The sequence below is a fragment of the Bacillus sp. A015 genome, assembly GCF_053851875.1.
Window position 1 is genome coordinate 34733 of sequence record NZ_JBSPZB010000017.1, and the last position, 13889, is coordinate 48621.

General features: G+C 38.2%; 15 protein-coding genes, 1 pseudogene and 1 other annotated feature. Of the genes and pseudogenes, 9 read left to right on the forward strand and 7 right to left on the reverse strand.

The features are described 5' to 3' along the window. Positions 1–3: 3 nt before the first annotated feature. The 5 genes from trpS to ACSLGF_RS13985 all read right to left on the reverse strand — a co-directional run bounded on the left by trpS (position 4) and on the right by ACSLGF_RS13985 (position 2980). Positions 4–999 carry a tryptophan--tRNA ligase gene (gene trpS, locus ACSLGF_RS13965; protein WP_456006416.1) on the reverse strand — a complete coding sequence of 332 codons (996 nt, stop codon included), beginning with the start codon at positions 997–999 and terminating at the stop codon, positions 4–6. Between the two features lie 197 nt (positions 1000–1196). Further along, on the reverse strand, positions 1197–1817 hold the full coding sequence (locus ACSLGF_RS13970; protein WP_456006419.1) for a hypothetical protein: 621 nt from the start codon (positions 1815–1817) through the stop codon (positions 1197–1199). 55 nt (positions 1818–1872) lie between these two features. Beyond that, positions 1873–2265, reverse strand: a complete 393-nt coding sequence (locus ACSLGF_RS13975; RefSeq protein ID WP_456006422.1) for a recombinase family protein — start codon at positions 2263–2265, stop codon at positions 1873–1875. Further along, on the reverse strand, positions 2178–2615 hold the full coding sequence (locus tag ACSLGF_RS13980; RefSeq protein WP_456006537.1) for a hypothetical protein: 438 nt from the start codon (positions 2613–2615) through the stop codon (positions 2178–2180). The genes ACSLGF_RS13975 and ACSLGF_RS13980 overlap by 88 nt, the downstream gene beginning before the upstream one ends. Continuing rightward, positions 2612–2980: a recombinase family protein gene (locus tag ACSLGF_RS13985; RefSeq protein ID WP_456006425.1), complete on the reverse strand. Its 369-nt coding sequence runs from the start codon at positions 2978–2980 to the stop codon at positions 2612–2614. Before ACSLGF_RS13985 ends, ACSLGF_RS13980 begins: the two co-directional genes overlap by 4 nt. 506 nt (positions 2981–3486) lie before the next feature. On the opposite strand from ACSLGF_RS13985, the gene ACSLGF_RS13990 reads away from it, so the two are divergent. From ACSLGF_RS13990 to ACSLGF_RS14030, 9 genes and pseudogenes are all read left to right on the forward strand, one after another. Continuing rightward, entirely contained in the window at positions 3487–3912 is a 426-nt protein-coding gene (locus ACSLGF_RS13990) for a MarR family winged helix-turn-helix transcriptional regulator (protein WP_153789952.1), read from the forward strand. A gap of 752 nt (positions 3913–4664) precedes the next feature. Continuing rightward, positions 4665–5405, forward strand: a complete 741-nt coding sequence (nfsA, locus tag ACSLGF_RS13995) for an oxygen-insensitive NADPH nitroreductase (RefSeq protein WP_456006428.1) — start codon at positions 4665–4667, stop codon at positions 5403–5405. Positions 5406–5420: 15 nt separating this feature from the next. Further along, entirely contained in the window at positions 5421–6878 is a 1458-nt protein-coding gene (locus tag ACSLGF_RS14000; protein ID WP_456006525.1) for a DHA2 family efflux MFS transporter permease subunit, read from the forward strand. Between the two features lie 269 nt (positions 6879–7147). Beyond that, a pseudogene (locus tag ACSLGF_RS14005) lies at positions 7148–7267 on the forward strand (IS6 family transposase); the annotation flags it as partial. 76 nt (positions 7268–7343) lie between these two features. Next, positions 7344–7727 carry a hypothetical protein gene (locus tag ACSLGF_RS14010; RefSeq protein ID WP_456006431.1) on the forward strand — a complete coding sequence of 128 codons (384 nt, stop codon included), beginning with the start codon at positions 7344–7346 and terminating at the stop codon, positions 7725–7727. Positions 7728–7770: 43 nt separating this feature from the next. After that, positions 7771–8739, forward strand: a complete 969-nt coding sequence (locus tag ACSLGF_RS14015) for an NAD(P)H-dependent flavin oxidoreductase (RefSeq protein ID WP_456006434.1) — start codon at positions 7771–7773, stop codon at positions 8737–8739. Positions 8740–8784: 45 nt separating this feature from the next. Then, positions 8785–9636, forward strand: a complete 852-nt coding sequence (locus ACSLGF_RS14020; protein ID WP_456006437.1) for an alpha/beta hydrolase — start codon at positions 8785–8787, stop codon at positions 9634–9636. 15 nt (positions 9637–9651) lie between these two features. Next, complete coding sequence (locus ACSLGF_RS14025) at positions 9652–11010, forward strand: NtaA/DmoA family FMN-dependent monooxygenase (RefSeq protein WP_456006440.1); 1359 nt, start codon at positions 9652–9654, stop codon at positions 11008–11010. A 716-nt stretch (positions 11011–11726) separates the two neighbouring features. Then, positions 11727–11864 carry a DUF3173 family protein gene (locus tag ACSLGF_RS14030; protein ID WP_456006443.1) on the forward strand — a complete coding sequence of 46 codons (138 nt, stop codon included), beginning with the start codon at positions 11727–11729 and terminating at the stop codon, positions 11862–11864. A gap of 161 nt (positions 11865–12025) precedes the next feature. Here the strand turns inward: ACSLGF_RS14030 and ACSLGF_RS14035 are convergent, their stop codons facing one another. Further along, positions 12026–12622 carry a tyrosine-type recombinase/integrase gene (locus tag ACSLGF_RS14035; RefSeq protein WP_456006445.1) on the reverse strand — a complete coding sequence of 199 codons (597 nt, stop codon included), beginning with the start codon at positions 12620–12622 and terminating at the stop codon, positions 12026–12028. A gap of 106 nt (positions 12623–12728) precedes the next feature. Beyond that, complete coding sequence (locus ACSLGF_RS14040; RefSeq protein ID WP_456006448.1) at positions 12729–13154, reverse strand: hypothetical protein; 426 nt, start codon at positions 13152–13154, stop codon at positions 12729–12731. Positions 13155–13414: 260 nt separating this feature from the next. Next, positions 13415–13634: a binding site (T-box leader), on the reverse strand. Positions 13635–13889 lie beyond the last annotated feature (255 nt).

Sequence of the window (13889 nt, forward strand, 5' to 3'; positions counted from 1 at the left end):
TTTTTATTTGCGTTTTCTGCCAAGACCCATCGCATTCTCCATTTTTTTCAGCATTTTGTTTGCCGCGCGGTTTGCCTTTTCAGCGCCTTCGTCAAGAATGCGGTCAAGCTCGTCTGACTCAATGAGTTCATAGTATCGATCTTGTATTGGTTTTAAAGCATCAACTACAACGTTCGCAAGATCTCCTTTAAACTCACCATAGCCTTTGCCTTCATACTTTTGTTCAAGCGCCTCAATAGATACGTTACCTAAAACAGAATAAATCGTCAGCAAGTTGGCGATTCCAGGCTTGTTTTCTTTGTCATACTTGACGATGCCCTCTGAATCAGTGACTGCACTTTTAATTTTCTTTTCAAGCTGCTTTGGTTCATCTAATAAGGTAATGAAGGATTTTTGGTTCGGATCGGATTTGCTCATCTTTTTCGTCGGGTCTGTTAAAGACATGATCCGAGCGCCTTCTTTTGGAATCTTCACTTCAGGTACAGTGAAGATGTCATTATACTTTCGGTTAAAGCGTTCAGCAAGCGTTCTTGTCAATTCAAGGTGCTGCTTTTGGTCTTCTCCGACAGGTACTAAATCAGTACCGTATAATAAGATATCGCCAGCCATTAATGGCGGATACGTTAACAGGCCAGAAACGACAGCTTCCTTACCAGCGGATTTGTCCTTAAATTGAGTCATTCTTTCTAATTCCCCAATATAAGCAACACATTGCAGCATCCAGCCTGCCTGGGCGTGGGCAGGTACCTCTGATTGGATAAACAATGTCGCCTTCTCTGGATCAAGTCCTACTGCCAAATAAAGAGCCGCCAAGCTTCTAATATTTTGACGAAGAGCTAGCCGGTCCTGACTCACCGTAATCGCATGCTGATCCACCACACAAAAATAGCCATGATAGTCATGCTGCAAATCAACAAATTGCTTCATTGCCCCAATGTAGTTCCCTAATGTCACAGAACCGCTAGGCTGAATGCCTGAGAAAATCGTCTTCTTTGTCATATTAAAACCTCATTTCTTCAATATAAAAAGGCCCACCCATCACTTTTCAACAGAAAAGGGACGAATGAACCCCCGTGTGCCACCGTGCCACTTAACTTTGGGTATGCTAATTCCTCATTCGTCCCATTGAATTCCTCTAAAGCTTCTATAATAAATTTTATTATACTGGCTTCATCTTTTCCAATCTTATTAGGGTCTTAATCCCATAAGGCAGATAAAAGACTAAATAGGACTATTTGATTTTGTTCTTTAACTTTCTTTTTACTAACTCTTCCCTTATCAGTTTTTAATTCTTTTTTTAATTCATTATACTTTTCAGTAGGCACGGCGGTAACACTTATTGACTTTTTAGCAAATTTCAAATTAAATACAATTTCCTTATTTGGCTTATACTCAATTGATTCTATCACATGTTTTAAGTAATTTCTTACTTGCTTAGTTGTTTGATTTTTGTAAAAGATTTCAGGTTGAAGTAATAAACTTACAACTTCCTGCATTTCAACTCTCTTCATACTTTGTTCTTCTTGTTCTTCGTTTATTTGATTTTTTTCTCTTCTAAACTCCCTAATATGCTTTGTTAACTCTTCGCCTTGTTTTATCAAATCCATTTTAAATTCTGGATCAGACACTTGACCAATACTAGAGATAATGCTTTGTTTTGACTCTTCAGCCATCTTAATTTTATTTTCTAACCCATTTATTTTCTCAAGATAAGCAGTATTATTTTCTAATGCATCTCTTTGATAACTATATAATGTTTTTAATACATTGAGAAGTACTGTTGCATTTCCAAATATATCAAGTGCAATTTTATCCACTTTCTCGCAACGTACCATTTTCTTGTTACTACAGTTTTGGCCTTTACTTTTTCTGCTACATCACATTTATAGTAATAAAATTTAGAGCGCGTTCCATCTTTTTTTGTTTTCCCACTGTATAAGTGCCATTCATAGCTCTTCCACATTCATTACACTTCAACATACTAGAAAGTAAATATGGACTATTTTCTCTTTGAGGGTCGTAGTGCTCCTGTTTAGGTTTTCTTGCTTGTAGTTTTTGTTGAACTTTCTCCCATGTTTCAAACGGAACAATTGGAGTGAAATCAGGTTCTTTTCCTTCTCTAAAATTTTTGCTCCAATACCATTCCTCAACAGGGTTATCTGTTCTTTTCTTCTTGGTTATTCTTTTTCTTCTGTTTTTAACCATATAGCCTGTATACGATGGGTTTCTAAGTATCCTCCAGATTTTTTTACTATTAAAGAACACTCCATTATAATTGTTTTCGACCCGTTTTTACGGTATTTTTTTAAATCATCCTCACTAACAAGTTCGGCATATTGCTCATCTGCTAAACGTACAACTTCAAGCTGACTCCTATCATCTTCTAAATACCATTTGAAAATATTTTTAACCAACTCAATTTCTTTTTTATCACCCAAACAATATTTTTTTCTTTTCTTTCCATCAATTTCTACTTCTTCAATTGAAAGCCCGATTGGTATTGGTCCACCTATATAGCAACCCATATCAACAAGTTCATTCATGTTGGCGGAAACTTTCTTCCTCACATCTTCACGCATATTCTGGTCAAAAATAGACTGGATTAAATCCATCATAGTATTACATCCCAGTCAATAAGATTTACTTCTTTCCCACTATTGGCAAAGAAAATTCTAATACCCTTTTTCTGTAGGCTCGTAGTCATATTTATAAAGTCTCTAACTACACGAGTATAACGGCTACTATCATAACAAATAAGATATTTAATATTGAACTTATCAATATCTTCTAATAGTTGCTGGAAAGCAGGACGGTCCTCAAAGTTTTCACTAGAAACATCCTCATCGTAATAACCTTCATTAACAAGTGTAATAGAGTTATTATCAGCAAAACTCTTAATAGCATTATATTGCTGCTGTGGACTTATTTTGTTTCCTGTTTTATCTACACTTGTTCGTATATAAGCAGCACCTAGATTCAATTAATACCCTCCGTTCAACTTAATAATTCGGGTGAAATGCCTTCTGTAATAAGAGTTATAATCTTCAATGTGTGTTTACATATGTATAAATTTAAATAGGATTATAGGCTTTATTATTGTCCCATATACAGGATTATAGCATAGACATGGCATTGTGGTTAAAACAATTATACTACTTAATTTCTAGTTAGAAAAAGGGTCAGATTGGCACAAGACATAAGAGTTTTTTGCCTTTATTGCGGAGAAATTTATCGAAGCGCGTTAAGCCCTAAGTTATGGGTGAAACTCTTGAACTTATTCGGCAGGAGATCCGTTTTTTACCGTAAATAGGAAAGATTATGAAGTAACTGTTGTATTACGTAGTAGACACATACTGTGCAGCAATCAAAAAACCCTGTAATCTAAATTTAACGATTGTAAGGAGGTATGTTTAATAAATTGACAACTAGATTTAAACCGTGATATAGTTAGTTTGCTAAATACATTTTAGTGGTGGAGGAATATTTATGAATGATAAGGTTGATTGCGATATTCGTCAGTCGCTAGATAAAATTTCATTTAAAATGCGACGAGATTATAGTGAAAGTCTAAGAGAACTTAATCTTTATGTAGGCCAAGATAATTTACTCTTTCGTCTGTGGTCAGGTGATGGGGTAACACAAATGCAACTATGTGAACATTTAAAATGTGAACCGCCTACGGTCACAAATATGGTTAAATCATTGGAGCAAAACGGTTTTATTTACCGTCAACGTGACAAACAAGATGCAAGGGTGATGCGAATTTATCTAACACACGAAGGCAAAGAATTAGAGGAACCGGTTGAGTTCATATGGAAACAACAGCGAGAAAAACTACTCCATTCAATCTTACCGGAAGAACGTTTATTATTGAGGGATCTTATGAAGCGCATGGAGAGAAACTTGCTCTAAGTATTCTCTGTTCAAATATTTAGTATGCTAAATAACTAATTTCAACCTAAATATATTAAATAGTTATAATATCGTTTATCAAATGGATTTCTAAAGGCGCATTGAACCCTTCTTTACAACTAATATTTATTTAGACCCTAAGGATAAACCCTAAGGATACTAGTAGTATTCGAGATACTAGAAATAAAAAGAAGAACTGTCAGAAGATTAACCTCCAACGATTATTTAGTAAGCTAAATATTTTATTTCCCCCATTTGTTTAAAATGATTTAACTCAGGTTCTTTTAGTTACTTGGAGAAATAAAGGAGAAGAGATACATGGGGAATAGAAAAGTGATGCAATTAGCACTACAAGTGGTTCCTGGATACGGAGCTGAATTCAGCGCTTGTAGGATACATGGGACCGCCCCAGCAACCTACACAAATACGGATAGTTATGTGGAGCGGACTAAATTAGCTGAAAAGGAAAATTTCAAATGATCTTTATCGCCGATACTCCAGTATTAACCGTCGACTTAGGATCTCAGATTCCTTTGTTCCCTATGGATTCTATGTTAGCACTAAATAGTTGCAGGTACCCCCCCGTACAAGATGCTGATTTCTTGGAAGAATGGTTCTTGGCCGGTGCATGTGACGGCTTCTCGGTTGTTCCACAGAGAATATGAAGGAAAAACATTGAGCGAGAATATTGGAGTACCTTATCAATACGGAAGGCTGAAAGATAACAATAACTAATAGAGGAGAGGATTAAAATGAATAATACCCTTGATTTGCTTCAAAACCATACATCCATTCGTTCTTTTACAAATCAGCCACTTACAGAGGCACAACGAAATGCGATCTTTAAGGCAGCTAATCAAACTTCATCATTCAGTCTACTACAAGTGGTTTCTATCATTAGAATTACAGATCCAGAGTTACGAAAAAAAGTAATGCAACTTTCTGGAGATCAACCTTATATTGAAGAAGCAGCAGAGTTTTGGATTTTTTGTGCAGACTTTAACAGAAATCATGAAATTGCACCAAAGGTAGACCTTAATTATATTGAATACCTTTTAATAGGTACATTCGACGCTGGGCTGATGGCTCAAAATGCTTTGACTGCTGCAGAATCAATGGGACTCGGTGGCGTCTATATCGGTGGAGTAAGAGTGAATATTACTGAATTAAGTAAGGTATTAAAGTTACCAAAATATGTGATTCCTTTAGTTGGTCTATGTATAGGCCATCCAGCTGGAAAGAAACCTGGTCTAAAACCACGTTTACCTCAATCGATGGTGATGTCTGATAATCAGTACCAGCCACTTGATGAGGAAAAATTAGCAATCTATGATAAACAAATGCGTGAATATTACCAAAATCGTCCTGTTAGAGCGCCTTTCTCGGTGAAGAAAGTCAAGGGTTGGACAGATCATATTGAGGATCATCTTGAAAGAAGTAAGCTGTCCTTCATGCTCGAGTATTTAAACAAACAAGGATTGGCTAAAAAATAAACTATTATTAATTAGATTAATTTACAAGGAGATAAAAAAATGAATAATCAATACAATACGCGTGCCATAATGGCATCGCTGCTTATCTGCGGTTTCGTCGGCATGTTCAGCGAAACTGCCCTAAATATCGCAATCACTAATTTAATGGAAGAATTCCAAATTTCGGCCGCAACTGCACAGTGGTTAACAACTGGGTACCTGTTAACTCTAGGCATTATAATGCCAATAAGCGGTTTGCTACTGCAGATGTTTACGACAAGGCAGATGTTCATGGGTTCACTCATCAGCTTTATCGTTGGTACATTAATTGGGGCGCTCGCACTTAACTTTGAAATGTTAATGTTCGCCCGAGTATTACAGGCAGCAGGCATGGCCTTGTTGCTTCCACTCTTATTCAATACAGTACTTGTGATATATCCGCCTCAAAAGCGGGGTGTGGCAATGGGATTTGTCGGACTTGTTATCATGTTTGCACCAGCGATCGGACCGACCATAAGCGGTCTATTAATTGAATATTTAACGTGGCATTACATCTTCTGGTTATCACTTCCGTTCCTGATTATTGGGTTGTTGATAGGGTTGAAGTACTTGGAAAATGTCACCGATGTCACGAAGGCCCGGATAGATCTGTTGTCTGTCGCATTGTCAACTATCGGCTTTGGAGGAGTTGTCTTTGGTTTCAGTAAGGCAGGCGAAGGAGCTGAAGGTTGGAGCAGCATGGTCGTAGTCACATCCATCATAGTTGGGCTTGTTGCGTTGGTATTGTTCATACTGCGACAGAACCTTATGCACGATCCAATGATGAATTTGAACGTTTTCAAGTATCCGATGTACGTCACCGGGCTGCTTCTAGTACTGTCATGTATGATCTTTGTTATGTCGAGCATGATCATTTTGCCGATGTTTTTGCAGACTGGTGCAGGGCTTTCTGTTTTCATCGCTGGCCTCATGCTTTTGCCGGGCAGCGCGTTGAACGGTATCTTAGGACCATTAGTGGGGCGTTTATTCGATAAATTTGGACCGAAATGGCTTGTTATTCCTGGCCTCATTCTCGTTGCTGTCGTGCTATGGTTTTTTACCACCCTATCCCCTGCTTCTTCAGTGGTCTTTATAGTAGCTTTGCATACTGCGCTTATGGTGGGGATATGCATGATTTGGATGCCTGCTCAAACGAACGGACTAAATCAATTGCCGCCAGAATTATACCCGCACGGCACAGCAGTCTTAAACTCACTTCAGCAGGTTGCAGGCGCAATTGGAATAGCGGTAGCAATCAGTATTCTTACGAATGGTAAGGAAAAATACTTGCACGGCTCCTCTGATCCGACTAAGCTGACCGAAATAGCAAGCGCTACGACGGCAGGTACACAAAGTGTGTTCTGGTTCATGCTGATAATAGCATTGCTTGGCTTGATCCTGGGATTTTTCATTCGCCGGGTAGTCAACCACGAGGAGAGGTATTCAGCGCACTGATGTATTTTTATCTTTTCGGGTATTTTACTACATGTAATGTACCCGATAACTATAAGAAAAAAAGTTCTTATATAAATAGTTATTCTTCTAGTGATTAAAATGGAGTTTTATTAAGTGTTGAAAAAAGAACTTTATGGTTCTGGTGCAAAAACTTCAAGACCATCGCGTAATCTCTAAATCTTGACATACAGATACTACTACTCTACAAAAGGTGTGTGATCGGTATGGAAAACCAAAATTTATTCAAATGAAAACATTATCAGGCCTACATTGTTTTGCTAACAGTGAGATGGTATTTGCGGTACAACTTAAGCTTTCGTAATGTAGTGGAGATGATGGAAGAACGTGGCTTATCAATGGCTCACACAACGATTACGCGTTGGGTTCATTAATATGGACCGGAATTAGATGAAAGAGTTCGGAGCCCGATGAATAGTATATCAGAGTAAAAAGTGCCTGATATATATGTTGGGATCTAGTGAAGGCGGTTTACAGTTTGCCGTAGAAAAAGGAATTGGTTTAGCATTTGCAGCCCATTTAGCACCTCATTTAGCAATTTCAATCCTTCGGTCATATCGAAAAGACTTTAGACCATCGGTGTATATGAAGGAGCCAAAAAGTATATTAGCTATTGGTGTTATTGTAAGAGAAACAGAGGAAGAGGCAAAATATTTGGCAGGTCCCGCAGAGTTATCCTGGGCAAGAATGAGTACTGGTTCATCTAATTTATCATTACCAACGTTGGGAGAAGCCAAAACCCATATCTATACACCAGAGGAAAAAGCAGCTCGAAATGCTAATAGAGACCGATTTGTAATAGGGAGCGTCAATGAAGTAGCTCACCGATAATGCAGGTTGCAAAAGCAACGTTAGTAGAAAGTGAGGAAACGCAATGAAAAATCGTGTAACAGACATTTTAGGGATTGAAAAACCTATTATTCAAGGACCAATGAGTTGGCTAACAGACGGTAGGTTTGTAGGAGCTATTAGTAAGGCTGGAGGACTGGGTGTGCTTGGCATCAATGCTGGACAATCAGAACCTGCCAAGACCGTTGAAGAAACGGTGGAGAATATGCGCTGTGAGGTTCGTATTGCTAGAAGTATCACCTCAAATCCTATTGGTATCAATATCATTCCTACGGTGGCAGGTTTTGACCTCTATACAAAACCCATGCTAGACATGATGGTAGAAGAGGGGGTCGAAGTGGCTGTGATGGTAGGGGCATTTTCAAAGGAATGGACTCAAAAATTTAAGGCCAACAATATCAAAGTCATTTATCGAGGGGCACCAACTGTTGAAGTGACAGAGGAAGCTATCAAAGGTGGTGTGGATATTCTGGTTGCCACAGGTTTTGATGAAGGGGGACAAGTTCCAGCAAACGTTATTGGCACCTTTTCTATTGTGCCCTTGGTAGTAGATGCTGCAAAAGGTCGTGTGCCAGTATTAGCCGCTGGCGGAATTACAGATGAACGCACTGCCAAAGCTGCAATGGCTCTAGGAGCAGAAGGGGTGTTTATCGGGACTGCCTTTCTTGCCTCAAAAGAGTCTCGTATGGCTGATAATATTAAAGATGCTTTAATTAAATCAGATGCTAATGATATGTTGCTTTATCGCACGCAACCTGCCTATTACCGTTCTCTACCAGGGGAACTCCCAAATAAATTGGCAGAAATGGATCGCAATTTAGCCACAAATGAAGAGATTTACAAAGCATCGAATCCAGCATCGGGGATGAGAAATGGCATGCTATACGGTGATTTATCAAAAGGTTTCGCCTCATTGGGGCTTGGCATTTCAATAATCCATCAAATTGATTCGGTTGAAATCATTATCGATCGTTTAATGAGTGGCATTGGGTGAAAATATATTCTGGTAGATGCTTTAAGATAAGAAAGGATGATTAAAATGAACAAACAGACAATAGAAAGAAATACTACAGAACTGGTTGCAGGATATGATAGTTTAAACCTTTATCTAACCAAAGATTATCCACAAAATCCACCCAAAGCGGTACTGATTATTTCGCATGGTTTGGCAGTGCATTCGCACGGCTTTGCCGATTTTGCCAAAACGATGAATAATCATGATATTACCGTCTATCGTTTTGATGCACGGGGACACGGTAAGTCAGATGGTAGGGATAAAATCCATCTCAACAGTTATTTTGAAATGGTAGAAGATTTACGTCTTGTGGTAGAAAAAGCCAAAACCGAAAATCCCAATCTTCCGATTTTTGTGATGGGACATAGTATGGGTGGAAACATCACCGCACTTTACACCACAAAATATCCGCAAGCTGCTGATGGTGTGATTTTGGCTGGGGCTGGGGTGCGTTTCAATCAATTAAATCTTGATGACTTACCACGCCCAGAACCTGCTGACAGCTTTGTTAATGGCGTGGAGACCATCCATAAAATGTTGAATTTGCCAATGGTAGAAGAAGAAAGCGACAGTGATTGGTACGACCCATTGATGTTAGAAACCTTTTCTGTGTCCTTTTTCAATGGGATTAAAGAAGGCGTGCAATACCTCAAAGCTAATGCTGATAAATTTATCGCACCTGTTTTACTGGTAAGCGGTAGTGATGATGTGTATGTTGTGCCTAAAGATGCTATTGATTTTTATCAAGAAACGGCTTCAAAAGATAAAAGTTTGAGACTTTATAGCGGAATTGGACATTATTTGATGTTTGAACCAAACGGAGATGTAGTAGTTGATGATATTGTGAGATGGATCAATCAGAGAGTGAAAAAATAATAAAGGAGGAAAATGATGTACGAATATTTAGATAATTCAAACAAGCAAATCAAGCTGGCCATCATGTTTGTAACAGGCTATGGTGGTGAGGGTTATTCTTGGCGATTTAATGATAGTAATCCAAAGGCTTACACCGACATCAATGCCTATATTGAGCTTGCCAAACTTGCTGAACAGGGTAAAATTCACACGTTGTTTATTGCGGATACACCTGGGATGGTGGGAGCTGGGGTAAATGGTGATATGGCTCGAAAATCACCGATGTTTGTAATGGAACCGATGACGATGCTAGCTGCTGTTGCCACGCATACCCAGAAAATCGGTTTGGTAGCAACCTATTCTACCACTTACAACTTACCGTATAATTTGGCTCGCCAACTTAAAACCCTGGACCTCATAAGTGGTGGGCGTGTCGGTTGGAATGCGGTAACAACAGGAACTCGTGAGGTTGCTTATAATTTTGGAACTAGTCCTCTGCCTGACACTACCACTCGTTATGAAATGGCAGATGAAATGGTAGAAGCAGTACAGTCTCTTTGGGGAAGTTTTGGCGAAAATGCCTACATTACAGACCAACAAACTGGCGAATTTATCAAAATGGATCAATTAACCCCTGCCAATTTCAATGGTCAATACTACCAGACCCAAGGCCCACTTCCCATTCCACCAAGTCCGCAAGGGCAACCGCCTATTTTTCAGGCAGGTCCAAGTTTTGAAGGGGTGGAAATGGCAGGTAAATTTGCCAGCGGTGTTTATGCTAACCCTTTTACGATTGAAGAAGCTCGTCATTACCGTAATTTGTTAAAACAAAGTGCGATAAAATACGGTAGAAACCCTGATGAAATCAATATGTTTTCTGGTTTTATGGTTACGGTGGGCGATTCTTATGAAGAAGCACTTGCTCGCCGTCATCAGTTACTGGATTTTATGAGAAAAGATGCATTTGACGGACAAATTCGCTACTTATCAGCGATGATTGGCGTAAATTTGCATGAATTGAATTTGAATGAACCCCTACCAAAATCTTTACAATATCAAGCCACGCCGAATCCAAGCGACCCACGCTCACTAAGAGCAGTAGAGCTAATCAAACAAGGGCTAAGTCCAAGAGATGTATTGGCAAACGGAGTCATCAACTATCACCCTGTAGTGGTTGGCACGCCTGACGATGTGGCGGATTTCATTGAAGAATGGTTTAAAGCAGGGGCAACGGACGGTTTTTCCATTGTGCCAGAAAGTCAAAAAGGTGTAAAAGATTTTGTGGAAAAAGTTGTGCCCGTGTTGCAAAAACGAGGCTTATATCATCTTGATTATGAGGGAAATACTTTGCGTGAGCACTTGGGTGTGCCGAAGCAATATGGAGTGAGAAAGTAGGGATAAAAAGAAATGGTGTTTGAAGTTGTTTTTCAGACGGTATTTTTATTTTTTTCAGGCAACCTAAGGGAAGCTACGACCAATTTTGCCAAATTTTTTGTGAGTTTAATGGCTTGTTTATTTTCATTTTGAGGAAATTATTTTTCGCCTATTCTGAATAGAGTTTGGAAAAAGTTGACCGACTTCTTCTAAAAATCCCCTATATTGGATATAGGAGAATGCTAGATGTACCGACGTTTGAACGATTTGAGGGAAGATAATGACTTTACTCAAAAAGACATCGCTGAACATCTATTGCTCACTCATTCGGCTTATGCAAAAAATTGAACGAGATGTTATCTGCGGATATTTTAATCAAACTTTCCAATCTTTACAACGTTAGTACTGATTATTTGTTGGGCTTAACTGATTACTCAAACGAATAATCCATTAAAAAATAGTCCCTCCTGACCTGTTCATTGACAACTGAATAGACCAAGGTGGGACTTTAATCATTTGTGGAGCAATTTAGCCAGATACGCCAGGATAAGAGCGAGAAATATCAGCTAGAAAATAGGTTGGTCACCTAACTGCCATGATGCAAGTGAGGAAAATGATACTTCTAACCGTTTAGGCTGCCAGCGAGAAAGAACAGCGGGTGGAATCCCCAGGCAGGACTTAACCAGTCCTACCCACTAAGGTCATCTTTATGAAACATATCATGTACAGGAGGTAGAATGAGAACTGTTACTTATAAAGAATTGATGGCGTTAGGATTTCCAGAACATAAGTCACGGAACATCATACGGAATGCTAAAAAATTTGCACCTTTGAGCTTACAAGCAAAAGGTTCAAGACGTATCGAACAGCTTTGACGCACCATAAGCTATTTGTTCAATATTTTGGCAAGAAACAACTAAAGTCTATAACTACTCGGGATTGTTAGTTGTTTAGGCTACACATTATCCTGCCAACCCCAAAATAAGCGACAGAAACCCAGCAAAACAAAAAATAAATGCCAAGCACAAATGATTTTCTAATCTGATAACCACATTCTTGATACTGCTTCTTCTTTATCCTCGTCACTTGGAGCAGAATATCTCATTACCATATCTGCTGTTGCATGACCAGACAGTGATTGCACTAGACTGAAATCCTCCCCATTGCGAACAAGTTTTGTAATAAAGGTATGACGTAATGAATGGATATTTATTCCATATTTTTCAAAGATATGTTGAACTGTCCTCTCTGATACTCTTTTACCTCTATTGGATAGAAACATTGCATCAATTAAATCATCTCTAGTTTCTATATATTTTGTAATTGCTCTACGAGTTTCCGATGATAGAGGAAGTTGTCTTTCTTTGTTTCCTTTACCGAATCTGACTTTTAATGTTCCTTTTCTCTCACTGATATGAAAATCAGTTCGATCAAGATTGACTAGTTCATTAAGTCTAATTCCAGTGTTTATCAAAATTTGTCCGATTGCAAAGTTCCTTTCATTACCTAATCTGTCAAGTTCCCTGATAATTTTGTTTACCTCATTTCTTGTAAGTGCTTTTGGAGCTTCATTTACAATGTTTGGAGGGGAAATGACTGAGATATCTTCAATGGCATCTAATTTATTTAACAAAAAAGGAGGTCTCAACTAGTGTACTAATTGCGCCTCCTGAAAACTAATTATTGTTTTCTCACCTATTATGAACGCTGGTCAGAAAGGTAAATCATTGTCATCTATATCAATTGGTTCCATTTAATGAAGTAGTATCGGATGGTTCTTCGTTTAGTTCTTCGTTTTCATAAGCATCATCTTCATAGAAATTATCATGGTCCTCAATTGGATCATGAATAAACCAATCTCTAATAGGAGGTATATCTATAAATTCACTCAAATCTTTAAGACAATCAGCCCCATCAAATTTTATACCGCCCCACCTAGTTACAGGTAACAGCACTCTAGTTACGTCCTTATTTACAACAAGAAAAGTAATAAATTGTTCCCATGCCGGTAAATCATCACAATCATCCTTCTTGTTTAAATCATGAAAGATTGCTACTAGTTCAATTTCTTCATAACCGTCTGTTTGTTGCTTTTCCCATTCACAATAGTCAATGATCCCATCATAAAAGAAAGATAATTGCAGGCTGATGCTCTTCGGTTGCAAAATAAGCAACTGTTTTGTGTTTTTTCATATCATCTCCTCCTTATAATTACATTTTTCTAACTTCATAAGGAGTATATCAAGAATAAAAAAAGACCACATCTTCATTTGTTAAAATTATTGATAAATATTGCAGTGGTATAACCAGTAGACGTTTCACAGGATAATTATATAAAAAAAGCAGGTTCTAATCACCCGCTTCTCATTGTAAATTCTATAATAATGAATTCTAGATTATCTTCTTTAATTGAAATGTTTTGTGGTTCCGTGACACATGCTCCGCGGTACCACCCTTGTTATTTCAATCAGAAATCACTCAAGACGTTGATATCGGAGACTGCTCCGTCTAAGCCTACTCACTTTTCAGAAGTGTTCGGTTAGCTGCTCCAAAGCCCATTCCATACATGCCATTATCTACTCACGCCGTCCGCAGACTCTCTGTAAATGGTGAATATATGTACTCTTCTTTTTCATCGCAACAGTATGTCTATCTATTATAAAGGATGACCATGAAAAAGTCACGAAGCCCTTGTGTGACCTTCTCATCATGTCGTTTGACACTTAAAATTTTAGATAAAATAACGACTATCTGTCAGAATTTTTTAAAAAGGATGATTAATTATATGTATAAAACATTATTCTTGCTGAATTTGTTAAATTATTTTAATCAATTTACGCTTTAATTTGTTGAAGTGATTGAGACTTTAGTTTATAAAAATCCCTCTTTATCCCCATTTA

Excerpts from the sequence above, each read along its gene's own strand:
- trpS (WP_456006416.1), bottom strand. The coding sequence starts at position 999 with ATGACAAAGAAGACGATTTTCTCAGGCATTCAGCCTAGCGGTTCTGTG.
- ACSLGF_RS13980 (WP_456006537.1), bottom strand. The coding sequence starts at position 2,615 with ATGATGGATTTAATCCAGTCTATTTTTGACCAGAATATGCGTGAAGAT.
- ACSLGF_RS13990 (WP_153789952.1), top strand. The coding sequence starts at position 3,487 with ATGAATGATAAGGTTGATTGCGATATTCGTCAGTCGCTAGATAAAATT.
- nfsA (WP_456006428.1), top strand. The coding sequence starts at position 4,665 with ATGAATAATACCCTTGATTTGCTTCAAAACCATACATCCATTCGTTCT.
- ACSLGF_RS14010 (WP_456006431.1), top strand. The coding sequence starts at position 7,344 with ATGTTGGGATCTAGTGAAGGCGGTTTACAGTTTGCCGTAGAAAAAGGA.
- ACSLGF_RS14015 (WP_456006434.1), top strand. The coding sequence starts at position 7,771 with ATGAAAAATCGTGTAACAGACATTTTAGGGATTGAAAAACCTATTATT.
- ACSLGF_RS14020 (WP_456006437.1), top strand. The coding sequence starts at position 8,785 with ATGAACAAACAGACAATAGAAAGAAATACTACAGAACTGGTTGCAGGA.
- ACSLGF_RS14025 (WP_456006440.1), top strand. The coding sequence starts at position 9,652 with ATGTACGAATATTTAGATAATTCAAACAAGCAAATCAAGCTGGCCATC.
- ACSLGF_RS14030 (WP_456006443.1), top strand. The coding sequence starts at position 11,727 with ATGAGAACTGTTACTTATAAAGAATTGATGGCGTTAGGATTTCCAGAA.